22 protein-coding genes and 1 pseudogene are annotated in these 25044 nt (G+C 57.7%); 14 read left to right on the plus strand and 9 right to left on the minus strand.

What is annotated here, in order from left to right:
- On the plus strand, positions 1–228 hold a 228-nt coding region (locus tag E1N52_RS38390; protein ID WP_133184843.1), incomplete at its 5' end, for a transposase.
- 207 nt (positions 229–435) lie between these two features.
- On the opposite strand, the gene E1N52_RS45635 is transcribed toward E1N52_RS38390, so the two are convergent.
- From E1N52_RS45635 to E1N52_RS38415, 5 genes are all read right to left on the minus strand, one after another.
- Positions 436–1728 (minus strand): TniQ family protein, encoded by a 1293-nt coding sequence (locus tag E1N52_RS45635; RefSeq protein ID WP_133189774.1) that lies wholly within the window; start codon positions 1726–1728, stop codon positions 436–438.
- A gap of 10 nt (positions 1729–1738) precedes the next feature.
- Complete coding sequence (locus tag E1N52_RS38400; RefSeq protein ID WP_165979546.1) at positions 1739–3151, minus strand: TnsD family Tn7-like transposition protein; 1413 nt, start codon at positions 3149–3151, stop codon at positions 1739–1741.
- Positions 3105–4781, minus strand: a complete 1677-nt coding sequence (locus E1N52_RS38405) for an ATP-binding protein (RefSeq protein ID WP_133189778.1) — start codon at positions 4779–4781, stop codon at positions 3105–3107. The genes E1N52_RS38400 and E1N52_RS38405 overlap by 47 nt, the downstream gene beginning before the upstream one ends.
- Position 4782: 1 nt before the next feature.
- The gene (locus E1N52_RS38410; protein WP_133189780.1) at positions 4783–7167 is read right to left on the minus strand and encodes a DDE-type integrase/transposase/recombinase; all 2385 of its coding nucleotides are present in this window, start codon (positions 7165–7167) and stop codon (positions 4783–4785) included.
- A 112-nt stretch (positions 7168–7279) separates the two neighbouring features.
- Positions 7280–8101 carry a PDDEXK family nuclease gene (locus tag E1N52_RS38415; RefSeq protein WP_133189782.1) on the minus strand — a complete coding sequence of 274 codons (822 nt, stop codon included), beginning with the start codon at positions 8099–8101 and terminating at the stop codon, positions 7280–7282.
- Positions 8102–8774: 673 nt separating this feature from the next.
- Between E1N52_RS38415 and E1N52_RS38420 the strand changes: the two genes are divergently transcribed.
- Both E1N52_RS38420 and E1N52_RS38425 read left to right on the plus strand, forming a co-directional pair.
- Entirely contained in the window at positions 8775–9644 is an 870-nt protein-coding gene (locus E1N52_RS38420) for a DNA-binding protein (protein WP_133189784.1), read from the plus strand.
- A 26-nt stretch (positions 9645–9670) separates the two neighbouring features.
- Positions 9671–11227, plus strand: a complete 1557-nt coding sequence (locus E1N52_RS38425; protein ID WP_133189786.1) for a tyrosine-type recombinase/integrase — start codon at positions 9671–9673, stop codon at positions 11225–11227.
- Positions 11228–11256: 29 nt separating this feature from the next.
- Here the strand turns inward: E1N52_RS38425 and E1N52_RS38430 are convergent, their stop codons facing one another.
- Entirely contained in the window at positions 11257–11505 is a 249-nt protein-coding gene (locus E1N52_RS38430) for a helix-turn-helix domain-containing protein (protein ID WP_133189788.1), read from the minus strand.
- A 75-nt stretch (positions 11506–11580) separates the two neighbouring features.
- Between E1N52_RS38430 and E1N52_RS38435 the strand changes: the two genes are divergently transcribed.
- From E1N52_RS38435 to E1N52_RS38455, 5 genes are all read left to right on the plus strand, one after another.
- Complete coding sequence (locus tag E1N52_RS38435) at positions 11581–12027, plus strand: hypothetical protein (RefSeq protein ID WP_133189790.1); 447 nt, start codon at positions 11581–11583, stop codon at positions 12025–12027.
- A 908-nt stretch (positions 12028–12935) separates the two neighbouring features.
- Complete coding sequence (locus E1N52_RS38440) at positions 12936–13568, plus strand: DUF3313 domain-containing protein (protein WP_246089402.1); 633 nt, start codon at positions 12936–12938, stop codon at positions 13566–13568.
- Positions 13569–13590: 22 nt separating this feature from the next.
- Positions 13591–15156 (plus strand): PqiB family protein, encoded by a 1566-nt coding sequence (locus E1N52_RS38445; RefSeq protein WP_133189792.1) that lies wholly within the window; start codon positions 13591–13593, stop codon positions 15154–15156.
- Positions 15153–15857, plus strand: coding sequence for a PqiC family protein (locus tag E1N52_RS38450; protein ID WP_133189794.1), 705 nt, complete (start codon positions 15153–15155; stop codon positions 15855–15857). Before E1N52_RS38445 ends, E1N52_RS38450 begins: the two co-directional genes overlap by 4 nt.
- Positions 15858–16219: 362 nt before the next feature.
- The gene (locus E1N52_RS38455; protein ID WP_133189796.1) at positions 16220–17572 is read left to right on the plus strand and encodes a paraquat-inducible protein A; all 1353 of its coding nucleotides are present in this window, start codon (positions 16220–16222) and stop codon (positions 17570–17572) included.
- Positions 17573–17644: 72 nt separating this feature from the next.
- Here the strand turns inward: E1N52_RS38455 and E1N52_RS38460 are convergent, their stop codons facing one another.
- Both E1N52_RS38460 and E1N52_RS38465 read right to left on the minus strand, forming a co-directional pair.
- Positions 17645–18229, minus strand: a complete 585-nt coding sequence (locus E1N52_RS38460; RefSeq protein WP_133189798.1) for a TetR/AcrR family transcriptional regulator — start codon at positions 18227–18229, stop codon at positions 17645–17647.
- Positions 18230–18301: 72 nt separating this feature from the next.
- On the minus strand, positions 18302–18883 hold the full coding sequence (locus E1N52_RS38465; RefSeq protein ID WP_133189800.1) for a TetR/AcrR family transcriptional regulator: 582 nt from the start codon (positions 18881–18883) through the stop codon (positions 18302–18304).
- 329 nt (positions 18884–19212) lie between these two features.
- Here E1N52_RS38465 and E1N52_RS38470 point away from each other — a divergent pair, with 329 nt between their 5' ends.
- The 4 genes from E1N52_RS38470 (at position 19213) to E1N52_RS38485 (ending at position 22958) form a co-directional block, all read left to right on the plus strand.
- Entirely contained in the window at positions 19213–19875 is a 663-nt protein-coding gene (locus tag E1N52_RS38470) for a DUF3313 domain-containing protein (protein ID WP_133189802.1), read from the plus strand.
- Between the two features lie 32 nt (positions 19876–19907).
- Entirely contained in the window at positions 19908–20165 is a 258-nt protein-coding gene (locus tag E1N52_RS38475; protein ID WP_205965738.1) for a hypothetical protein, read from the plus strand.
- A gap of 650 nt (positions 20166–20815) precedes the next feature.
- Positions 20816–21160, plus strand: a complete 345-nt coding sequence (locus E1N52_RS38480) for a hypothetical protein (RefSeq protein WP_133189804.1) — start codon at positions 20816–20818, stop codon at positions 21158–21160.
- Positions 21161–22169: 1009 nt separating this feature from the next.
- Positions 22170–22958 (plus strand): response regulator transcription factor, encoded by a 789-nt coding sequence (locus E1N52_RS38485; protein WP_133189806.1) that lies wholly within the window; start codon positions 22170–22172, stop codon positions 22956–22958.
- Positions 22959–23254: 296 nt separating this feature from the next.
- On the opposite strand, the pseudogene E1N52_RS38490 reads toward E1N52_RS38485, so the two are convergent.
- Positions 23255–23533: pseudogene (locus tag E1N52_RS38490) on the minus strand (transposase domain-containing protein); the annotation flags it as partial.
- Here E1N52_RS38490 and E1N52_RS38495 point away from each other — a divergent pair.
- Both E1N52_RS38495 and E1N52_RS38500 read left to right on the plus strand, forming a co-directional pair.
- Entirely contained in the window at positions 23517–23909 is a 393-nt protein-coding gene (locus E1N52_RS38495) for a LysR substrate-binding domain-containing protein (RefSeq protein ID WP_133189808.1), read from the plus strand. The pseudogene E1N52_RS38490 and the gene E1N52_RS38495 sit on opposite strands and share 17 nt — an antisense overlap.
- 130 nt (positions 23910–24039) lie before the next feature.
- Positions 24040–24999, plus strand: coding sequence for an AraC family transcriptional regulator (locus E1N52_RS38500; RefSeq protein ID WP_133189810.1), 960 nt, complete (start codon positions 24040–24042; stop codon positions 24997–24999).
- The last annotated feature ends 45 nt before the right edge of the window (positions 25000–25044 follow it).

A 25044-nucleotide genomic window follows, 5' to 3' on the forward strand; every position in this document is an offset into this window, starting at 1 on the left:
CGCAAAGTGATCTACACGACCAACGCCATTGAAAGCGTGAACGCCCAGCTACGCAAGATCGTCAAGACGCGTGGGCACTTCCCCACGGACGAGGCCGCGACCAAACTGCTGTGGCTGGCCTTGCGCAATATCACGGCTGACTGGAGCCGTGCCGCACATGACTGGAAAGCCGCGATGAACCAGTTCGCGATCCTCTACGAGGATCGCTTCACCAGGAATCATTTGTAGAATGCAATTGATGACCTGCCAGACGGCAGGTTTTTATCTGCCTTGCACACAAAAATTCAGACACTTCCCCCGTGGCCGGATTCGCATCGATTTCCGCTCCCCGCCGCTCACGACAAGTTCGGACTTGAAGTCGTAACTGGCCAATCTCGGTGCATTCTCGAGCGAAAGTCTAGACTTGCCGCCCTGCCCGGGACTTGCTGGCAGTCTTTATTTAGGGACAGTCTGAGTCTCAAGATCCCGGCTCCGCGTTCGCGCCTTATGTAACACGTGGCCTACTGCCGATTCGCCAATCCCAAACATTGCACCAATCTGACGGTATGACATACCATTGCTGTGAAGTTCGAAAATGCGCTTTATCCACTCTTCAGACCGGCCGTTCAACCGGCTGGTCAACTTGACGTCAGCTGGCTTTCGGTTCTCCCAACGAGAGAACGTAAAGCGAACCCCACACGCGCACGTTGCCTCGTAACGACCGTAGCTTTTCCTACCAACGACTACCGAATGGTTGGTGCGGGTCGCCTCCGCACTATATATGCAATCGACCGAAGGGCGCACGCCCATCGGGAGGTCGATCACCGTAGAGCCTGAGTCCAGACTAAAAACCGACATTGCATTGCACGCAGACGCATACAACACCATACGTAGCGAACTCATCTGCCCCCTAATCAAAGATTGTTCTAGTAACGCAAACTCTCCCGACTTGACTGCCCTCCCTTCACGCCGAGATGTCACCCATCGGAGATAGCTAGTCCCATAATGGGACACAATTGCGCTGATGAATGCCCGGTTACTCGACAAAAGGATCCTGCCCAGAGACTTATCTTTGATAAAACTAAAAAGTTGATGTTTGAATAGCTCAGGATTGATCACAACACGATTCGATAAAAGCCATTGAGACAACAACGACACTTTGAGGCAAGCTTCGAAATTCGAGCTCGACAGCTTCAACCCGATACGTTCAGCGTCAAATGATCTGAAATCCGCTGCGTCGATGAATCCACGTTTGTACGCCGTCCCCGTCAAAACAGCGTACAACAGTTCGTGATGCCACGGACAAATGCACACACCCGGCAATTGATGAACTCTCCGCCAATGAATTGGGAGATCATTTCGTCGGTCCAACTGGAAACACGAATTGCAAAACCTTCGTTGACTAGAATTTGGTCCAAATCGGACACGACCCAGGTAGCTTGCGTCGGTAGGTTGTCGCCGAGACGAAATCGCCTCCAGAATTTGCATTGGTGTTTTGTCGACTGCCAAAGCAGCAAAATATGGATACCCCGTCATACGTTCGGCGATGTCTTTTGCTGTCAATCCCCAGCAAACGCGAGTCGCCTCTTCCACACGATTAAGATTGAATGGCATTTTTCCGTAGGGCATTTGGTACCCGAAAACATGCTCCAATACGGCTGGCAATAGTGTTCTAGGTGTCTTCAGATAGCGAGCCACAATCCCGAAAAGAGGCTCCTCATCAAGCTGATCGGGAAGAAAAATTGTCATCGTTGTGCCATCATCGCTTGAGATTGCGTCGTATACGTGATTTTTCTATTTCTTCCGGCACGTACCGACGGGTTCGCCGATAGAGTCCGTCACACTGTTTCTGTACGGTGCTGACCGAACCTAAAATGGACACGTGGGTCCGCCAGTCTAGCGCAACATTTCTGGCGAAATCGCTGAGCGTTCTTTGAACGTAAGCCTGGTCTTTATGGACGAATCTACGGGCGGTCGTCTCCGATACGCCCAGCCTCCCGGCGATATCCGCTGTCGATAAGCCTTGCCAGTGCAACGTCTGCGCCTCGCAAGCGTATGGCTCCCCATACACCGAAACTGTGGTTCTGGTCGGCGCCTCACCTCGCGTGCCAACAAAAGCCATACCGCATTGGCACTGGCAAAAATATTTCCCGCCACTCCGAATTCGGACCTCTACACGGTGTCCGGGACCGTGCGCTGCAAACCTGCTTGGACAGGTGGGCCAAGACTCGGACACGTTCTGAATTTTGTTTTCAAAAAAAACGTATAGCAACACTTGTGGCAAGGCCATCGCCGATGTTTGTGCACCTGTCACGCGTCCGACAATCCAGTTTTGCCTACTCACTGGTAACAACTCGCAATGGGACAGGTATTCGGCACCGTAGAAGTCGACGAGATCCTTGGCGACCTTAGCTGACTCAAGGGTGTTTCTCCCCCTTTGGTAACCGGCAAGGCGCGCGCCCTCAAGCCACGATTGATAGGGAAGATTCCTAAAAGACAGGGCCGAGTCTTGAAGAATGCGCTGCGATATCGTTGCGACGGCAACTATACCGGGGCGGTGCGTCCGAGATGAAACGAACGACGTTGCGACGCCATTCGAAAAATCTTCTGGTATCGGCCACGCCCGACTTGGGCAAGCGATTTGGGGGAACTCCCGAAGATACCCGCCGTGCGTCGGACAAATTACCACGCCAGGAAGTTGATGCACACGTCGCCATGTCAATGGTAACCCGCATCCCTTATCGGTTTCAAGACAGTCTCTGCACATACGGATCACACGAGGGCGTTGAATCAACTTCAGGAGGTCGCCACGCAAAATCCTGCTAGAACGCCTCAGTACTTCCGCTTGCAGTCGATAACGCAAGTCTGGGGCACAAAAGCTCGCATAATAAGGGAACAGAGTGAGCTTTTCGGCAATCTGCGAGCCGGTCAATCCAAACGACGTCGACGTCTGATGGGCCACTTCGTCGAGGTTATACGCTAGGCCAGTATTTAGTGGCGCGAGGTAGCCAAAAAGGCCGCTGATAAACGAACGCCAGTCGTGCACGAACATCTGTTTTCCATAGCGTGCCACAACACCAAACAAAGGCTCATCGGCTTCTGCGCTATCGAGGAATACGCTCATTTCAGCGACCGGATTTCTGGCGTGGCTTCTTGCGCCCGCGAGCACCATCTGATTGCGCGTCCGAGCGCCGCGATGGGTTCGGACGCGCACCCGACGATGACTTCTGGTGCTCATCGTCGGGCTGCGTCCGCAGCGCTTCGTCAACTCCCTTCTCCATCAAAAAAATCGCACGCCGTACGGTAGCGTTCGCGTCCAGATTTGGATTCTCAGCGATTACCGTCTCGGCCAGACGCTCGGCATCAATTCGTCTTACCCCGAGGTCAATCAGATATGTGACCGTGCCAATGAACTTCTCTACGCGAATCTGGGATTCTTCGATTGCGCGACGTTGCTCACTATCGACAGGCATCGATTCCAAGTAAGCGCCAACAGCGTCTTCTGCTGCGCCTGTAAGTTCTGCGATCTTCCTGTAGTCTGATTTCGCAATAGCCTCAAGCATCCCTTCAACCAGCCCAAGTCCCCTGTCTGCTGCCGTATCAAGGAGTTCGACAGTCACTTCTCCAAGTGCAATCCCTTCTACGCCCTTGGCATCTTCGATGAAAATTCCTTCGTATTGAGTCAGCTTCCAGACGAGTTTGGCGATCGCCGGCATTCCCGCAGAGCGCCGTAGTAACTGCTTTCTGACACCCTCCTTATCCTTACACGCACGGCGCTGGAAATCTTGCTCCATGATTGCATCAGACACACTCTTCCAGTCAGGCCCATCCCTGAGCGGAGCCAGCTTCGCCACGCCTGCACTACCCACCCGACGTCGCGTCTGGAATCGCTTCAGCTCCTTTTCGACCTCCGGGGAACCAATAACAACGAAGTTGCAACAACTCGCGTTAAAAATATTTGTCAGGAAATCAATCAAATCTGTGCGATTTGCACTTTTCAAGGAATTATGTATTTCATCAATCACTAGAATTCCTGTGTAATGAATGCTCAACACCATAATTACTTTCTCTACAAGCATAGAGGAAACGGCTTGATCCCCGACTTCTGCTACGTACCTTGTCCCAATATACAAATCGAACCAACCCAATATGCCGAGCAACAAACTCCTGACACTACCATTGTGCGGGCAGGTAACAAATACCCAAACAGCCTGCTGAACGCCTAACCATTCGCCCTTATAACTCTTGTGCGTTATGATCATTGGCAACGTGCTCAAGACCATCTTGACTGCAGTGGTCTTCCCCACGCCTGAAATCGCGAGAACCGGCATGCATTCCGAATGGGAACTGCGTGGTGCAGAAAATACCTTGTACCTACCCCTCTGGATACTCGCGTAGGTAGACTGCATTATCCGTTTAATGGTCTCTGTCGTCTGAAAATGAACGTATCGGGAACGTAGTGCGATATGAAACCAGTCAACGAGTTGAATATGGATGGGGAGCAGCACCCAGACCCGGTCGATTCGCGCAAGCGCCAGCAAGCGCATCTCCTTTCTCCATGAGCGAGATTGCGCAGTGAAGCCGAGTTTGAATCCTTTGGTCATGCTATCCAGAATTTCTTGACGCCTGAATTCCGGTAACGCCAGGATGAGTGGGTTGTCCGCGTATTCTTGAAGTTCGGTATTGGACGGACGATAGATTGCCTCGATCGCCATATCACACCGTCCGAGGATCGGATCGCCCGGAACATTCAATGGAATTTCTTGTAGGTCTAACTGTTTTTTAGAGCGTGGTGATCCCATGTCAGATTCTCCGCTTATTGACGCGGCCAGTTGGAGCACGCATCAGCAAATCCGCCACTACGCTGCTCCGAGCCGCCTTCGTTGCATCCGCAAAGGCCGATGTTTCAGATCGTTGTCCATTGGAAAGCGAAGGGGTAGACGAGGTCTTCGTTGTTCCGGCTGAGTCCCGAGCGGAGCGTTCAATTTCCTGCTCGTCCCGCCTCGTAGCTCGCATGTGTTTGGTATCGGGTGCGACCTTCCCCGCTGCTGCAAGCGCGGCCTCCCGTCTCTCGGCTGATGCGTGCATGCTTTCGTGGGAATTAAGCGCTTGAGCCATCCTCAACCCCTCGTTTTTTTGCATCTCGGTTCTTCCGTTCGCCCGCTTTAGCCTTTGATATTGCTCAATCTCGGGAAGCGACGCCTCATATGCATGTGCGAGAGGGGATTTCCCGGGGTGTGCATACACCGGGTTATCATCGGCTCCGGACAAGGTAATTCTCGACAGATCGTCAGGGTTGCAGCGGACGATGATGTCCTGGTTTCCACCTGGCACACGCCCTCCACCAGAACCGAGTGGACGTTGGGCTATGTAGGTCAGTTTTCGAATGGTCAACGTTCCCCCTGTTACCGGCGTAGCCTCTACATCCGGGAGAACAGTGTGCTCAACATCGTCGACCTCGCATGCGGCAAGCACCGCATTTCCGTGACTGACACCCCAGTTCCAAAGATTGAGCGGCGTATTGGCGTCGCCCACTCCGACCATATCTGCTGGCGCATCAAGATCGTTTCCGATCGGAGTGCGGTGATACAGATGTATTGCGCGCAGCAGTTCAAGCATGAATTCCGCCCGGGTCCACAATGCGTCCTTCGCAGGGTCGTAACCACGCTGCTTCTCTTTTTCGACAATGCCGTATCCGTTCCGCTGAGCGATGACAGGTATCAGACCAAAACGACGTTCGATGATCCCTCGCCAGAACGGCTCCAGGGGTGCGCTATTGTCAACGCCAACCCCAAATCGTGCCCCTATCCTTCTCCAAGGAACGGATTGTCTATACTCGCAACCGCGATCAACGTGAAAGCGACCTGGCATATGCCGGCAGGGCCAGTCCTCCGTCGTTATCGTAAATCCGTACTTGGCGCAGAACTCCGCTTTCGGACTGGCCATGTTGATCAGCGCGAGTGCGGCTCCTTCGAACGACGGTGGCCGGAAACTGACATGGATTCCAACGATCATCCTCGACCAGACATCGATGACAAAATAAACGGTGGGGCGGCCAGCGACCAGCATCCGGGACAATGTCGACAGCAAATAGACGTCGGCAACGGTTGCATCCACCATGAATACATGCCCAGGTCCCGCGCAATGCTGCACAGCATGTCCCGTCTTACGCCGACGCTTCCCACTTGTGGCCTGTCCGCATCCGGGGTCGAAGGCTTGACGCCTGCGCTCTGCGGCCAAAAAATGCTTAAACTGGTCGTCGGTGATCGCGTCGTCCTGCCGACACTCGACGTTGATCACTTCACCGCGTTCATTTCGTATTACTTTTTCGCAACGGAGTAGATAATTGGCTCTGAGAACGACGTCCCGTAAAGTCGGCCTCGAGCGTTTTCTCCTTGCTCCCCGCTTGCTCCGTCCTCCCTTTCGGCCAGATTGCCCCCGTTTGTCGCTGCTCCGATTTTTCCTGCTCGCCGGCGGTTTGCTGGTATCAAGCGATCCGAGGTCTTTAGGCAGATTTTTGTCCCAAAGCGCCTCATTGTTTGTCTCCAACCAGTCCATCATCCGCCGCATGAGCCGGTCACGTCGCAGGGATGGCGGAATGGTTTTCGGACGGGGGTCTCTGGAGCGACGGCCCGGGACCTTTTTGTACACACGTTCCCGACGCGTGGTAAGACGACCACTTCTTGGATAGTCGCTGGAGACTGCTGCGTCCGACATGCCGCGCTGCAGCCACCGGCGGAAAGCGTCATAAACCGCCTTCCGTCCAACGTGCTCTTCCTTGGCTCTGGCAGCGAAGCCCGAAGAACGCGATGAACCGCCTTCAAGATATGCGATGAATCGTTCTATATCCTCCGGCGTCTTTCTTCTCACCAGTGGCGCAAGAAGTTTTGCGGTTCCTTCCGATTTTTTCACATGGCCCGGGGTTGACCGCTTCTCCCTATTTTTTTGAAGCCATGGATCTTCCACCAGCTGATAGCCACCTGTCGCGGTCGCATTCGCTCCAGCCAGACGGGCGAACTCCTCAGTCTGGTAAGAGACGATGCATATTCTCGATCCATCTGTCCGCGCGAGGTAGGTCTTCGGCTGACTGTACCCCGTCATTACAACGCGATACAGTCGATCTTCTTTAAGGTTCAGGTACACCTGATTGTTATAGACCTGAACCAGTGCTCTCACTTTCGACGGCATGTCCGCGTCCAGTATTCGCTTATGGAGCAATGATATGACTCAGTCTCACGCGTCGCTCCCAGGTCATTCTTCATCGGCCTGCATCGACAGACGAAGCGTAGCCGGGTTTCGATCATCGGGGCGCCTGAAGTGGAACGACTTGTGAGTCAACAATCCGAAGCGAGGATACCGGCTCATGATCGAAGTTTCCACAGTCGAGGTTAAAGCGGATATGCCTGGCAGCAAGCAGGAGGTGGTAAGCATTAAGTCCAAAGTGAAAAGGTTGCTGTCGCCGACGCATCACGTGAGCACACACCTCACTTACCGTTGCATCGGTGTCCCAGCTCAAAGCGTCAAGAATTGTTTGTTGAATATTCGGATCCATCGCCCCTTCGCCCGCACGATCGGGCCGCAATGCGATCAGGTACAGACGGTCAAGATTGAGCGCCCAGTTTTCATTCATTCCGTCGTTCAGTACGAGTGACCAGGGGATGCCCTGTCTGATCCAGTATTGTTCGACGATCCTGAGTTCGTTGGTCATGGCAGGGGGTTCGTCGCGTCGACGTCTGACCGATTTCGCCACGAAACACAGTTTTCCCTCCAGGCGCTTTGAGACGAGAAAATCGGTGTAGAGGATTGCCTCACTGCCATCGTCGTATCGCGGATGCGGTATATGCATCGCGCCCGCTATGCGAAGCGTCAGCTCAGGGTCACATACATAGGATTCGCGAATATCAACCGTGTCGTCCTGGTAGGTTTCCCAAAGAAATTCGGCGTACCGGCTGTCATTCGCAATATGGGCTTCCCGTCCCATAAACGGTATCCGATGGACACGCTTCGCCCACCTGTCGCCCCACACTGTCTTGCCTGGAACGTAGGCCTGCCCAGTTCCGGTCCCAAGTCCCTTCTGGCGAATTTTCACAAGGCGCTTCTGGCGTGTCGTGAGATCAGACATGGTATTCCAGACCGAGTGCGACGACTTGACAGACGCGCTTGGCGCGGGTCTCAGTGATTTGACGGGGCGACCCGGCAACCTTTTTCAGCTAACTGTAGCTCATGTCAGTTACGGGTCAAGCTGTCCCGCAGACACACTCCCAGGGCGTTCAGCGGTCGCGAATGCATCGTAAATAACAGGCCCTTATAAATATCCGTCGCGCTGCGAGCATCATCGGGAAGCAGCCTGGTTGCCATCTGGTTTCCTCATCTCATCGCTGGTCATTGCCAAACCAAACATTGATAAGGATATCGAATAATGTTGAATATGAGTCGGAACGGATACTAGAAGAATCGAGATGTCATCACACAACACTGTAATAATCAGATCATTCCGTTCGCGAGTCGTTAAGTTTTCCTGATATGACTTCTTTGTCTAATTGACGTCGTCGTAAAGCCGGCGACATGGTCGACCCCTACCCGCTCCCCAAGATTAAGAAATTCTATTCCCGGGGTTTGCATCTCCGTCACGCGGCTTGCTGTGGTCCATGGCAAATCCGCCCCCGATAGCGGACAGGCTCAAGCGCCGACGCGTCAGACGCGATTTGGTGCCGCGATTCGCCTGATAATGAAACTTATCCAGCAGTCCCGATCTTTTCCCTGACGCTTTTCCCTTAAATACTGCAAAGTGCGCCATGAAATCGGGAAATCCCGTCAACTCACGGATTTCCCGCCATAATCGCGAAATGGGCCGCACACCGCTCAACTCTCCGGAATCCGTTCGCCAGACCGTCCAGCGCATGCTGGACGCGGCCGGCGTGGCTGCGCCCGTCACGCCTGCGCTGTTCCGCCGTATCGTCACCGCCCGTCGGGTGCGCGCGGAGCTTGGAGGGGGCGACCCCGCCTGGGTGGGCCGGCAGGTTCGGCTGGTCGAAGCCGAGGTCATCAGCGAGTCCAGTGCCCGCTATACGGCGAGCGGGCTGCCCGACCCGGTCGCCGACGCCATGCGCTCGCTGTGGCTGAGGGCCCTGGAAGCCGCTCGCGGTGAATTCGCCGCGGCACAGGCAGACGCCTCGGTGTCGGTCGCCGCCGCTGCGGCAGAGCGCGACAACGCGAGCGCTTTGGTTGAGATGATGCGCACCGAACTCGATGACCGGCAAAAGCAGGCGCGCGAGCAGGACGTGCGGGTCGCACAGCAGCAGGCGGAATTGGTCCAGCTCCAGCAGCGGCTCGCAGGGGAAACGGACCGTGCGCTTCGTGCCGAAGCGGCACTTGACCAGGCGCTCCGCGCCAGCGATGAAGCCCGGCGCCAGCACGACGGGGAACTCGCGGCGGTCCGGGAGCGGTATGCCGGCCTGTCAAAGCAGCTGTTTGCTATGACCGACGGGCTTCGCCAGTCGCGGGCAGTGGCACAGCCTGCCGTCCAGCCAGAAATGAACGCCTTGCGCCTTCGCCTCGCCCAGGTCAGCGAGCCGTATCAGAAACCGCTTCGCGCCGACGCAGAAACCGATGCAAGCGCGCGCCCCACTGCGCCTGCGGACCAGCAGAACCCTGCTGCCCGCTAGGCCGCCCGCCAGACGGACGACGTACCGTGCTAGATCCCTCGAATTACGTCGACCTCGCGGCTGAGCCGGCGCGGCCACTGCCTTCCGACCTCGACAGCGCGATCGCCTATCTCACGGCGGTTCTGGGGACGCCCGTCTACCAGACCTGGACACCGGCCCGGCTGCTCGAAGAACACGGCTCCATGTCGGCCGCGAAAGTTGCCCAGCCAGAAGTGTTTGCCCTCCTGCTGGGCGGTGGAACCGTGGTCCGGTTTTGGGATCTGGGCCAAAGCCGAACAGTCAGTGCGGCGCAAGCCCCTGGCGCCGAGGCCGTGGTCGGGCGGCTCCTGCGTACCCTCAGGGTGCGCTTTCGCCCGGCTCATCCACCGACGTCGCTGACGTCCGGCCCGAATCGGCCTGGAGCGGCTGCCGTTCGCCCCGACCTGCATCCGGCGCGACGACCGGTCAGCGAGGAAACCTGGCTCGCGGGCACCGGCCGGTTATACAACAGTGATTTGTCGACCAACACGTTGGGCGTCTGTGATGACGGTGCCGCAGTCCATCGATTCCTCCAGGAGCGGGCAAGTGGGTCGCGTCATACGCATCGTGCCTATACCGCGGAAATTCGCCGCCTGATCCGCTGGTGCCAAGCGCACGGCGTGACCGGCCCCCTGTCAGCATTGACGCGAGCTACCTTGCTCGACTACCGGGACGGCAGGCGCGGCGCAACACCAGCAGAGTATGAGGGGGGCGAACGTAGTGAAGCCGCCCAGCAGCGCACGATGGCCGTCCTGCGAAGCCTTTTTGGCTTTCTGTCATCCACGGGCTATCTGATGTCGAATCCGTGCGCCAGGCTGGGCAGCACCGCCGCTGCCCGCGCCGGATTCCGGCCGGAACGTATCCTGCCGCCTGCCGCGGTCGAAGCCATCGACAGATGGCTACGCGAGCAGGCCCACAGCATGGGCCAACGGCCGCATGTTGCGCGGCGCGCAGCGGCTTTGGCAGTCTTCCGTTTCGCTGGCGTCCGGCTGGATGAACTGGCGACCCGTGAGGGCTTTCCGCGCCTGAGCGTTGACGCCGACGGATGGACACTGACGGTCATGGGCAAAGGACAGAAGAAACGGTCCATTCCCCTCCCGGACAGCTGCACGCTTTTCCTCAAGCGCTATCGAATCGCATGCGGACTTCCCGCGACACCCTCGCCCGCGGAAGTCGCGCCGCTGATCCGCGGGGAGCGCGGTGGCGGTCTCGGTCCCTCCGGGCTATATCGTGTTGTCAAGTCGGCATTCCAGGAGATCGCGGCCGCAATGCCAGAGAGTAATACGGCCCGGCTGGTGCTCGAAAGCGCCTCGCCTCACTGGCTCAGACATCTCGTGGGCAAAACACTGGTGATCGATCGTAAGGTCCCGCTGCCGATGGCGGCGGCCCTGCTCGGCCACGGGTCCGTGGTGACAACCGCGGGGTATTCCCAAACCGATCTTTCCGAGCTGCGAGCAATCATGGAGGAGAGTTTCCCAGTGCGATCCTCAGAGGATGCTCCGCAGCCAGAGCAATCGCTCACACCTTCGCGGGGGCAAGCGCCGGCCGGGCATTTTTCACGGTGAAAAGCGGGCATGGGTCGCGGGCATGCCGTTCACTTCCCGCGTCGTCGTGGTGACGGAGGAGACAGCAGCTCGCCGACGTCCCTCCCAAGAACATTGGCAAGTGCGGCAAGCACCAGCAGCGACGGATTGCCAAGCGACCGCTCGATCTGACTCACGTAGCTGCGATCTACGTCAGCCTCAAGGCTCAGACGTTCCTGGGAGAGCTCATGCTCTCGCCGGAGCGCTTTAATGTTGATCGCGAGATGCTGTCGTAGCGTCTCATAGTCGCGTTGCTTCATATAACGAAGCGTGACTATGCCGAGACTCCTGGTCCACGGGATATAATCTACAAACCGAATTTTTGTGAGTTAGAGATGTTGTTGACCCATGCCCAGTGGGCCGAGTCAAACCCGGCGAAACAGAAACTATCCGCACCCCACCGCTCGTGGCGGTGTGTTGGCATTTCCGCCGAATCACCAGTCTTTTTCGTCGACCTGCTCTGGGGACCCGACGATCCCGATCAGGCCATTCGAAGCGTGCTGGTGTCGTCCCCTGAGGAGCTCGTTGAAATCGTGACGGAAGTCGATTCCAGCCGCTGCCGCGTGTTTCATCTGGGTCTTGCCAATGGTCGTCCTGACGGGCAGCCGGCGCTAACGGAAGTCAAGGCACTAAGAAGCCACCGGCAACCTGGCAGTCCGGTGAAGTGGTACGTCTATGTCGATCCACAGGGCCGCCAGCAAGCGTGCTTTTCCTGGTCGCCCCGCGCGGATGAGACTTCGGTGTGGGAAGAGGAGTTGGTACTTGACACCCGTGCGTTGTAATGCTGCCAGCTTCGTCGAAGATACGTCTTGCCAGCTGGAAAATGAGCGCGACGTGATGACGATCGCGCGGCGTCTCTTCCCGCAGACACCGAGCGCGAGTGATCCTGCCGGAATCTGAGAACAAGGAGCAGGCGAGGCGACGCGGGATGAGCACCGACCCGACCCAGGAACGGGATCATGTCGACCCAAGACGATGCTGTATTCCCTAAAGTGCCGACGAGCAGTGACTCGCCGATCGATTCAACCGGCCAATCCGTTCCCCGCGAGGGATATACCCAGAAACAGACATCGTCGCCTGCCCCCAATACATCACCAAGGCATATACGCATCGGAATCGCTGTTTGGAAGCACTCATTCCGACCAGGTGCGAGTCGATGATGAGCACCTTCGAATTGGAGATACAGTTATACCTCAATGCCCAATAGCGTCTTTACGCGCGCTATTTGATGAAGGCTGACCACGGGCTCAAATTGATAGCCGTCGCACATCCGCCATTCGAAATGGCGGCATACGCGCTAAACAGGAATCCGGACGATAAGTTTGTGCCAGTTGCCTCGATGGACTCTTCGTCACCCTCTTTCGCGGCCTGACTAGCCTCAAGCACGCAATTTTCGCCGGCTTCACCGAGAACGAATGGCATCGTCCGCAGTTCAATCCTCCACGTGCTCCCGAAAAAGCGTCCCTGCGCGGGGCCCCTGAGGAAAGCGACGCGGGCTTCAAAGGAGCTAGCCAGCCAAGCTCTCGCACAAATACAAACCGGCTAGACGGTTTACATAGCGACGGGGCTCCGGTAGTATGGCGCCGTGAGCATCGGCGCGTGATGCTGGATTGAGCTTCGCTACGACGACGTTTTCGCAGACCTCAGCCTTAGGAAGCGCGCTATGTACAAACCGGCTAGACGGTTTTAAATGAATACACTGAAACTAATATCCCCTGCGATGGAGTTACTGCTGAAGCAGGCCCCAAAAGCCGTGATGCTCGCAACGGTCTGTCTTGCGCTTTTCGCAACGCTCGTTCTTGCGCTCTCGGCGTGCTCGGCAGTCAGGCCCGTCAAGTATTCCAGCCTCGCCTCGTCGCCGTACCTGCGCGTCAATCCCGACGACAGGGACGGAACGCATATGCCCTATCGCTATGCATTGCCACAGGACTGGTCTCGGTACAGGAAGCTCATCCTTGAACCGGTCCAGATTTACGGCGGACCGGACGCTGAGTTTCACCACGTCAACGCTGCAGAGTGCTCGAAACTCGCTCAATTCATGCAGGCTACGTTCGCAGAAAGGCTGGCCACACGCTTCGATCTGGTGAATGAACCCGGAGCCGATACGCTTCGCGTTCGACTGACGCTTACCGGTGCAGGCACGGCGTTACCCGGATATGTCATCTACGCAGTAGAAATTTTGGATTCCTCTTCAAATCAGCTAGTTGAAGCCTTTATCGAAAGGTATCCGGATGGCAGGCCTTCTGCCAGGTTGAGTTCGCCAGACGCCCCCAGAACCGGCATTGAACGGGGCGCAGACGAACTTCTCGCCCAATTCAGGTAATCCAATCTCGCAGCACTGTCCAATGTCCCTCAGACGATTTCTTCCGCTCACCATCTGGCTCGTACCGCTCGCGGCAGCGCTGATCGGCATCGCGCTACTTGTGCGATCAGTCGCCATACAAGGGCCAACTGTCACCATCAGCTTTCTCACTGCCGAAGGCCTGGAGGCCGGGCGAACAAAGGTGCGATACCGGAACGTGGAGATTGGCGAGGTCAAGGCCATCCGCCTCTCGAATGACCATTCCCGTGTCCTTGTGGATGTACAGATCACCGAATCCTCACGAAATCTCGCGGTCGACGACGCCCGCTTCTGGGTGGTGCGCCCCAGGATCGGTATGAGTGGTGTTTCTGGTCTTGGTACCGTTCTCTCCGGCGCCTATATCGGCATGGATCCCGGTCGCTCCAACCAGCCCCGTGAAAAATTCATCGGACTTGAGACGCCTCCCACCGTGACCAGTGACCAGAATGGGCGTCGCTATGTTCTTGAAGGCGATTCCCTCGGCTCCGTTGATATTGGCTCGCCAGTCTATTACCGCCGCTTTCAGGTCGGACGTGTTGTAGCACGCTCCCTTAACGATGACGGCAAGGGGGTCACCATCCAGGTCTTCATTGATGCGCCCTATGACAAATTCGTCAGGGCAGATTCATGCTGGTGGCACGCAAGTGGTGTCGACCTGCGGCTAGATTCGGGTGGTATGAAGCTGAACACCCAGTCACTTGCGACGGTCGTCATGGGGGGGCTCGCGTTCCAGTCCCGTCCCGACCACGAGTCGGGAAGTGAGGCGCCCAACGGCACCGTCTTCCCGCTCTCCGACAGTCAGGCGGAGGCAATGCGCGCGCCGGACAGTCCCGCTGCAAGCGTTGTCATGAAGTTCAACCAGTCACTGCGCGGACTGTCTGTCGGCGCGGTGGTCGATTTTCGCGGAATCGAGCTTGGGTACGTCACTGCGATCGACGTGGAATACGATCCGAAACGATCAGAATTCACGATGCCCGTGACGGTGAACCTCTTTCCCAATCGTCTTGGAAGAAGCTTCCGGGAGTCGCTGGGCGAAGGCAACAACGACGCCGGAAAGGCACTGCTGCAAAAACTCGTCGCCCGGGGTTTGCGTGCTCAGCTACGGACAGGGAGTCTGATCACGAACCAACGCTACATTGCGCTGGACATCTTTCCGAACGCCCCACGGGCCACGATAGACATGACGAAGGTACCGCTGGAACTGCCGACTGTGCCGAACTCGCTGGAGGAGCTTCAGGTGGTCATCGCTGATATTGCGAAAAAGCTGGATCGCGTGCCCTTCGACAGGATCGGGACCAACCTGGATCAAACGCTCCAGAGTGCCAATCGTGCATTCACACAACTGAACACCGAACTCGGGCCTCAGGCCCGCGATACCCTCGCGACCGCCCAGGAAACGTTCCGTACAGCGCAGGCTGCGTTACAGCAGGACTCGCCGCTTCAGTCGGATATGCGGCAAGCCGTTTCGCAGCTCAATCGCACGCTGCAATCGCTGACCGATCTGGCTGTCTACCTCCAGGAACATCCGGAGTCACTGCTGCGCGGCAAGCCCCGGGATGAAAAGCCATGAGACTGAAAACAATCATGCGAAGTAGCCAGGCCGGATGCCTGAAATTGCTTCTCGCTCTATGTAGCATTGCTGCGCTTGTAGCCGCGTGCACCTCTATACCGGAAGTGCAAACCTACACTCTGGGCACGGCCCCGCGGCCCGCGTTACGCGAAAATGCGTCGGTCGACGAAAGCTCACGCCCAGCGTTTCTGATCGATGTGGCGCCTGTCGTCGTGCCAGCACAGATAGCGAGACGGCAACTCGTGTTGCAGAAGGACTCCGTGCGCGTTCAGGTCATGGAGCAGGAGCGCTGGAGCACCGCCCCGGCCGATGAGATTCGCCAGAGTTTGTCAGCGAGCCTTTCGGAGGCGCTTGGCACATTCGAAGTCGCGAGCGTTCCCTTCCCGGCAGATCAACCGGTCTATCGGGTTAGCGTTGTGGTGCAGCGATTCGAGTCATGGTACGCATCGCACGCATTACTCGACGCGGTGTGGACGGTGAGACCACGAACAGGAGCGACCATGCTGACCTGCCATTCGATTTATTCGGTGCCCGTGGGCAATGGCTTTGGCGAGCTCGTGAAGGGGCATCAGCAGGCAGTGTCCCAGCTGTCGGATGAAATAGCGGCCGCGATCCTTGCCGTACAGCAGGAGTCGCCCGCACCGTCGAAATGCGTTCGTGGAGCGATGCGGACAGCGACAGCTGGCATACAGGCGAAGTAGCGAGCCTTGTCCGGAGCAGCCCCCTCCTGCTCGTCGGCTCACAACGCTGTGTTCATATTGAAGTGGCAATCAAGCAGAAGAGGTCAACGTGTTCCTTGCGACAACCCGACTCACTGACAAACCAGCACGCAGCAGGATCTGTCGCAACAGCCCCTCTGACGCCGCATGCGAATCGTGCCTGCAACCGTGTGGACGCTTCACACTTGCCGCCGTCCATCACGAACTCGCGCTCCTGCGGGAGACTGTGCTCAGGCAGTGGAACGAGATCGCTGCACTGGAAGTGGAACTCGCGTCCATGCGGACAGGCTTGAGCAATGCGACGGACGCGTCTGAAGCCTGACGAGGCAAGAGACCTGAAAACCATGGAAATCCGGAATCTCATTGCCTGTCCAGATTGCGATCTTCTGCTTTCTCGACCACTTCGGACCCGGAAGGCGGAAATGCACTGCCCACGTTGCGGGGCGAGCATCGCCAGCACAGACATGGCGCAGCTCGATCGCGTCGTGGCACTGGCGCTCGCCGCGATGATTACCTTCTTCGTCGCGCAGGCGTATCCAGTTGTAGAACTGGAGATGGGGGGAGTCACATCGGCCACCACCCTGACAGGGACTGTCTGCGCACTCTGGGCTCAAGGTATGTGGCCACTCGCTGTCCTGGTCGCCTGCCTGACCATCGTGTTTCCGTTTCTCGATCTTGCCGCGGTGCTCTACGTCACCGCTCCTATGCGCCTTGGCGTGGTTCCTCCCGCGTTTGCAGTGGTACTGCGCGTGCTGCAGTTCGTGCGGCCGTGGGTCATGATTGAAGTCCTGTTCCTCGGGGTCGTTGTTACCGCAACCAAGCTTGCCAGCCGTGCATACGTTATCCCGGAGACCGCCCTCTTCGCGCTTTGCACGCTGCCGTTCATGCTCGCAGTCGTCATGGCATTCGAGCCGCGTGCCCTGTGGCACATCCGCGAGACACTGGATGGGCGTGAACGGGACAACTTGCCGGGGTCACTCACGACCTTGCCCGCCGTACCCTTCTCGTCTGCCAAGGACGTGGGGCTTGTTGCATGCAGGAGCTGCGATGGCGTTGCCCACCGTGAGTTCACTGAATCCGGTCATGGCGCCCAGCCCGCTCCGCGAGCGCGCGCGGCTGCGCAGCAATGCTCCCGTTGCGGAGCCAGGATGCATCCCAGGAAGCCGGACAGTCTCATGCGTACCCAGGCATTACTGGTCGCAGCGGCAATCCTGTATCTACCCGCGAACCTGCTGCCGGTTCTTCATACCGTGACAATTCTTGGCTCGAAGGACGACAGCATCATCAGTGGCGTTGTCCATTTCTGGCGCAGCGGGGACTGGCCAATTGCCACGGTTATCTTCATCGCGAGCGTCGCTTTCCCGCTGCTCAAGCTCGTCGCGCTCGCGTTCCTCGCCTGGACATCGGGTGGTACCTCGCGCTGCCACCCGTTGGTGGGTACAAAACTGTTCCGGATCATCGAGCGCCTCGGGCGATGGTCAATGCTCGATATTTTTGTGATTGCGCTCACGATCGCGCTCGTCAATTTCAGGTCAGTCGCGTCTGCGACGTCGGGTTGGGGCGCCGTCGCTTTTGCGGCCGTGGTCCTACTGACGATGACAGCTACGATGCAGTTCGATCCACGGTTGATCTGGGACACTCACGCCGGCCCGCAAGACCGTGACGGGAACGGCACAAATGGCCCAGCTGGTTCGTGACTGCCCCGCATTTTGCACGTGCGGGTCCGATGCCAATGGCGACAATCGCCGGAACCGGCACAGTGCACTGCTCTAGGCAGCCGGCGACCCCGGTGCACCCCGGCTCGTCCACGACGGCTCGTCGAGCAGCCGCTCGAAAAGCCGTTCGCGCTCTTCCGACGACAGTGGCGACAGCCCCATCAAGCCCGTAAACGCCATGCCAGCCGCAGCGGCCCAGCGCAGCACGGCGATATCGCCATCGGGGGATTCCTTGCGGACCTCGGCAAGATCAGCAGCGTGAGCGCCCCGAATGGTTTCCAGGAGTTCCGGTGCCTGGACCAATGCAGCCAGTACGGCGCGATTGGCAGATTCTGGTTGGCTGGCAGTTTCACGCATCACGGCAATCTGCGCGAGCAGGAGCGGCTCCTTTACCGAGGCATCGCAGGAATTCAGATATCCCACCGCAAACTCTTCAAGGTACCGCCTCTGGAACTCCAGCAATGCCAGCAGGATTCCGTCCTTCGTGCCGAACTGATGAAGAAGCCCCCCCTTACTGATACCGCTCTCCCGGGCGAGTGCATCGAAGGTAAGTGCGTTAAGGCCATCCCGTGAGAGGATGGTCAGAGCGGCCTTGAGGGCCGTGTTTCGGGACCGTTCCGAGCGGGTCGCGTTATCCATTATTGGAGGCTCATTGGAATTTCAGGTGTCAGTTGCAGCTTCCCGGTCGGGACCTCGCCTGCTATCGGGGTATCAACCGCCATCCGGTATCTTGATGAACCGCGTCCATGCGCCATCGTCAAGCAGTCGGTCAAACAGGTGACTGCGCTCCTTGTCCGACAAGGGGGAAAGTCCGAACAGCGCATACAGTGCGAGGCCCCAGGCCGCTTCCCAACGTAGTAGCGCGAGTTCAGGGTCGGCGGCCTCTTCCCTGATCTGCCGGACATGCCCGGCGAATCGTTCCCGGATAAACGCCATAGGGCTCGGGTCGTCCACAAGGATCGAAAGCACTGCCCGCGCAGGTGAGCGGTTCTCGTCCACCATCTGGCGCAATGCCGCAATCTCGACTGAGAGCATTTGCTGTGGAGCATCTTTCGGACGCGACTCCAGATAGTTGCGCCGGAACTGCTCGAAACTGTCGTTGCGATATGCCAGTACGCCCTTGAACAGATCAGCCTTCGAGCGAAAGTGATGCGTGACGGCCCCCTTGCTCAGGCCTGACTCCCGGGCAACAGCCTCGAATGTCAGCCTCGCCGTCCCATCCCGGGCTAGGACGGTCAACGCCGCCTCGATAATTGCATTGCGGGTCTGTTCTGAACGCTCCTGCCTGGCCAAAGTCTGTCCCCAAAGTTATGGAGGGCTGAAATGGCGCGGTCGAACGTGCCTTGCTTCCAGTAGCCCACTTACGCAATATCTGCATCCTGACTCAACAGTATACGGCCCCCTAAAAAAACCGTCCAGACGTTTTGCTTTCTTTGTATCTCGTGCTAGACTTCGCTCCAGCGCTTCTTCTTTGCGCACAAATAAAACCGTCTGGACGGCTTTTATATATCTACCGAGGCAGCTGGGACTCCCGGCTGCCGCCGTAGCTCAAACCGTCCGGACGCTTTTTTTGTACTGCTCGCCATTTCCGTTGCCGTCGCGTATCTCTCATGGAACCTAAAATGACAATCACCAAGGATGTTCGCCCCCTGCTGTTCGCGCTGTCGTTTCTCTCGCTCGCAGGTTGTGCAGGGGTTCAACCCGTCGCCTATTCCGGCATCCCCTCGTCTTCGAACCTGAAGGCGAATGCTCACGACGATAGCGGACGCGTTCCGTATAACTACTCGACGACGGTGAACTGGCAAGCCTACTCCCGGGTAATGGTCGACCCGGCCACGGTCTATAACGGTGCGGACAGCCAGTTCGGCGAGATGAGCGACGCCGACAGGGCAACGCTGGCCACCTACCTCCAGAAGTCTTTCACGCAGAAACTCGAGACGAGATTTGCGTCGGCTGCGCAGCCCGGTCCGGGCACGCTGCGCGTCAAGCTGATCCTCACGGGCGCCGAGACCACGACGCCCGTGCTTGGTCAGTTCACGCATTTCGACATCGGTGGGAACGTCTACAACGGGGTGCAGGCAGTTCGCGGCGGTAAGGCAATGTTTGGCGGCTCCGTTGCGTATGCAGTTGAGATCTACGACGCGTCGAACAACAAGCTGTTGAATGCCTATGTAACCAGACAGTATCCAAACGCCATGAACCTGGTCGCGAGTTTTGGCTCACTCGGTGCGGCAAAAGCAGGGATCGACAAGGGCGCCGACGCACTGGTTGCCCAACTCCGGTAAGCAAAATCACATGTTGGGTGACGGAGTGTGCAATGTCAGAAATCGCATCCCTCTTCGCATTGCCCCTCCGACCGCCGGTTATGGTCGCACTGGTCTTCGTTGTCGCTTATCTGCTGGTTGGCATTCCGCTTCACTTTCTTGCCGGTGCCGAAGCGCGCGACGTATGGGGGACGCTGGCTGGATTATTCGCCGGACTGCTTTACATTGTATTCATCATCGACTTCTATCCTGGTTCGCACGATGTCGCGACACGTCAACCGACCGTCGCGCAACTGGGACAGGAACGATGATCCAAACTGCGAATATCCGACTCCCGCTCATTTTTACTGCCAGTCTTTCCATGTCTGAGGAAACGGGATCGCCGCACAGTCGAGTCAAAGAATGACATGGCAGATCCTGCGCTGCCGCAGCACCTGGGTAGCAGCGAAACTATGGCGGATGGTGATCCGCATATACAAGGTCATTGTTGGCCAACTGTGATTGGCCAGTATCGCGGCAACCTCGCGCCAGCTGCCCCCTCATTCAGCAAGGAAAGTCGACGCGAAAGCAAGTAGTCCATATCACTTCAACGACGAAAACCGTGCAGACCATTCGCAAAATGAACTCGTCCTTCCAACTGGAACCCATGACCACGCCGACCTCCCGAAGGTTACTGATCTGCGCGATCCCGCTTCTCACAGCGCTCTTCAGTGTGCTCGTTACCACGATGGTATTTTCACGCGAGGTACCGGGACTCACAAAAGAATTCCCGTCGGCCAGCACTATCGACGCGCATAAGGATCAGGCTTCACCGACTCGACCTGAATATCAACCATGATATGCGTAGGTGTTCAGAATATTCCCGTCGATGTGCAACGCTTGAGGTTACATCTCAATGCAGCTGGCTGGGCTATCGACGACTGTCTGGCCCGATTCCTACCGTCAAGACAGGCACGGAGAGATGGCATACATCAGCGGTCAAGACGTCGGCGCGGTTCTCGATCTGTTTTCATCGCGTGCGTACCCGACGATCTGGATTCTTGGGCTGGCCATCGCGTTTCTATCGCTGATAGCGGCTTCTATCTGCCTCATGCGACGGGCCGAATCCTTCAGGATTCTCCTGGGCGCGGTTGCCGGCCTGATTGCGGGGATCTCTTATTTTGCTCTTGCACTGGGAGCACTCCCCGAAAGCGACGCTCGCGCGACACGCTCGACGAGTTCGCCGACGACGAGCGTCGAGACACACACAAGCTCGATACGCTTGTCTGGTGAAGGACCTGATTCTCGACGCAAGGCAAGAGACTAAACACGATTTATTTAGCTAACCGAAATCGGTAGCGGAACATTCGTTTCGAATCCGGCGCGCAGACTGTGTGAAAGCCGCTTCGGAAATTATGGAGCTAGGGAATGAGAAGCTTGAGAGCCAGTCTGACTCTGTCAATCGCGTTTGTCTGCATGCTGGCTGGGTGTGCTTCGACGGAAAGCGGGATCAAACCGGAGAGTATGTCGGAATTCACACTCGGCGCGACAACCCAGCAATACGTAATCTGGAAATTGGGAACGCCGTCTTCAACAACCACTTTACCAGATGGGTCGACCGTTCTGGTTTACGCCTTTACGGGAGAACGACCATTTTGGGACAAAGTGATGTTGAATTTCGGTCCGTATGCAACGACGAATATCCGAAGGACCACGATCAGTTTTCTTTTCGGACCAGACGGCATCCTCAAGAAGTCAGATACCGTCTCCTATCAATGATCGTCCGTCGGAGGTACGGGACCCAACGCTGATCGCTACGTCGTGGCGTCAACGTTCACATCTCGTGGTTTTGTCGTCCATCTTTCGACGTGGTATCGATCAGGTGCAACCGTGCCGACTCCATTTCTTTTCAGGATTTCCCTACGCTTATTCCAGACAACCCCTCTTTGTCGTTTTGACATTCTCGCCATAGTGAAAAGTTCGAGCCGGCGCTACCGCATTGCATTCCCGTCGTTGCGCCGTGCGCCAGGAGAACAGGTGCACGGGCGCACATCGGCCAAAAGCCAGAGCCGCACTCCGCAGCCAGGAGGCTACGTCGCGGATCGATGCCCCGTCCCGCTGGACCAGAGGCGAATCCGCAAGCGCGACGAATGCGTGACCGCCCGCCGATGCACGCCCCCTTAGTCGTGGATGTCCTCGCAGTTGCGACGACCGCAAAATCGATAACACATACATCAGTTGCAAGTGCAGCGCGAATCCGCTGGCGCTACGTCAGGTACGGATCGGCTGCGCGAAATAGGTGCGGCTTACGCACTACGACTCCGGATTTGTTCACTATGCGTATCGCAGTTCTCGATGATGACCCGAGCCAGTTGCAATTCGTCTCCGAAGCGCTGACCGCCGCCGGCCACGACTGCCATGTGTTTGCCGAGGGACGCGCGTTAATTCACCGGATGCAGCGGGAAATCTTCGACCTAGTGACACTCGACTGGAACGTTGTTGACGTTCAGGCTGACGCCGTGCTCGCATGGATCCGCAAGAACTGCGACTTATACCTGCCTGTGCTTTTTGTGACAAGCAGCACGCGCAAGCGAGACGTTGTTTACGCGCTGAACGCTGGCGCTGATGACTACGTCACGAAACCGATCGCCGCCCCTCAGCTTGTCGCGCGCGTCTCTTCGCTTTTGCACCGGACTGACCGCCACGAAACGGTGGCGACATCGCTGCAGTTTGGCGAGTATCTGTTCGACCTTCGGAAGGGTAGGCTTTATCGCGAAGGTACACATTTGCCAGTTACCAAAAAGGAATTCAAGCTCGCGCTGCTTCTCTTTCGCAACTTTGCACGACCACTATCGCGAGCTCACATCCTCGAGACGATCTGGAAGCACTTCACAGACATTCCCAGCCGCACGCTCGATACACACATTGCCACCGTACGGGTCAAGCTCGGACTTCGGCCAGAGAACGGCTACTGCATCGTTCCGATCTACGGCTATGGCTATCGCCTTGAAAAGCTGGAAGCCGCTCCGGCATCGTCTCAGAGCTTGAAGTCGAGGCTCAATGTCAGTGAGATGAAGAGTGGAGCAGCCCCTGAATCTCAGAGTACCGCGCACGTCTTGAAATAGTCACTCCTACGATCAGCAGTGCTTGCTCAGTGTGAAGTTAGCCGTCCAGTTCATACCACGACCCGCACACCTATTCGTTCGAGCAGGTAGGAGCGAGTCCACCAGGCGCCCGCCCCACCGCCTCCCCCAATCTTCTGCCCGCCCAAGACGGCCGTTCTTTCCCCTACACTCAGTCACGGATCAGATATCTATCGCGGGTTTTTACGCCCTTAATCCAGTTGGGCGGTGAGCGTCTCAGTTGGACCGTTCGTCCATTCGCGTGCGCGTAAAGTATGATGGTGAACTAGGGCTGCCAGTCAGGTAGCGGGACCTGCCGGACTACCTGGCTTGTGCAACTTGTCGGCCACACGCCAAGGCAGGAGCTCGTCGATGCGATTGATTTTGTGACCAGCGATATGGGTTAGCACATAGTCGAGGTGGGCACGCGGATCGATGTCATTCAGTCAGCAAGTGCCAATCAACGCGTACATCGCGGCTGCCCGTTCGCCGCCGCTGTCTGAGTCGGCGAATAAAAAGTTTTTCCAGACCAAGCCTACACAACGCAGCGCGTTCTCCGCGATGTTGTTGTCGATCTCTAGCGACTCCCCGCTGGCCGCACAGGAATCCATCTCGCCGCATCAGTTGCGCAACGCACGGTTCGCGGTGCCCGAGCAGGAATTCGGCACGCAGGACGTGGGGCGACGCGGTCGCTTTTCGCCTCAGGTCGAACTGCGGCCGGGCCCGCTCGTCGCGGTGGTCGCGAGCGTATCGCTCGGCAACAGGGTGGCGATCGTTCCTGGCTCGCTATGCGCTTGCGTCACGTTGCCGGGCGTTGTCTACCGGCCACTGAGCGGCAAGCCCATTCCTTCGGAAATCGCGCTGCTTTATCGCCGGCACGAGCGCTCCTGTGCAGTGCGGGCATTCCTGCAATACGCACGCACCGAAGTCGCGTGCACAGGAAACGATCAGTGACCGTCGAGCTCGCTCTGCAAGGCGAGGAATAAGCATGTGAAAATTCATTCGTTATGCAGACACCAACACCGGTTAAGCTGGCGGACGGACTGTTCGATACCTACGCTCACGCCTCAGCGATCTGGAATTCATGCTGTCACACGCCGATGCTTTTTCCGACTGGCTGCTTGAAGATCTCGAACTGCACAGCACGCTGTTTCATGTTGGCCAGTATTGCGGCGCCTGGCAGGCTTCCACGAGCGGCCATCGCCGTGCCAGTTTTCACGTCGTGCTGCATGGCCGCTGCTGGCTACATCTGCCCGCGCAAGCCACGCGTCCTGCGCGCAGCGTGGCGCTCGCGGCCGGCGACGCCGTCTTCCTGCTAAACGACCAGCCTCACTGTCTCTCCCCCGACCCGCAACCGCCCGCGCCGGGACGCGAGAGTGCGCGCGCTGGCCAGATGACACCGCTCGATGCGCCAGGCCACGAAACGCCCGACAGCCTCGGCCTCGCCTGCGGCTTCTTCGAGTTCAAATCAGGGCTCGACGATCTCGTCCTTGGTCTGCTGCCGGATCACGTCATCGCGCGCCACGATCAGCCCACTCAACATGGCGCGCGCCAGATCTTCGAACTGATCCGCGCCGAAGCGCAACTCAACGCGCATGCGCCATCGCCGCTGATCGCGCGCCTGACCAGCCTCTTGTTCGTCTACACGCTACGCGCGCTCGATAGCAACGACGAACTCGCCCCTTGCTTCTGGGCGCTGCTGCGCCGTCCGGCGTTCGTGCCGCTCGTCGCGGCGATCGTCGCGACGCCCGGTGAACGCTGGACCACTGCGAGCATGGCCGATTTCGTCCACATGTCGCGCGCGCGCTTTTGCAAGCAGTTTGCCGAACTCGCGGGACAGCCGCCCGCGCAATTCGTGACGCTCGTGCGCATGAAATTCGCGGCGTCGATGCTGAGCACCGGCGCGAGTACGCCCGATACTGCCGAGCAGGTGGGGTATCAATCGGAGTCGGCGTTCGCGCAGGCGTTCAAGCGCGTGACCGGTCTGCAGCCGGGCGCATGGCGGCGCACGGCTGGCGAGAGCGCGCGCGGCGCGCTGCACTGAGCACCACACTGAGCGGTGCGAGACAAATCCGCATGATTCGCAGAC

The organism is Paraburkholderia guartelaensis (genome assembly GCF_004353905.1).
In the GTDB taxonomy this organism is placed as follows: Bacteria; Pseudomonadota; Gammaproteobacteria; order Burkholderiales; family Burkholderiaceae; genus Paraburkholderia; species Paraburkholderia guartelaensis.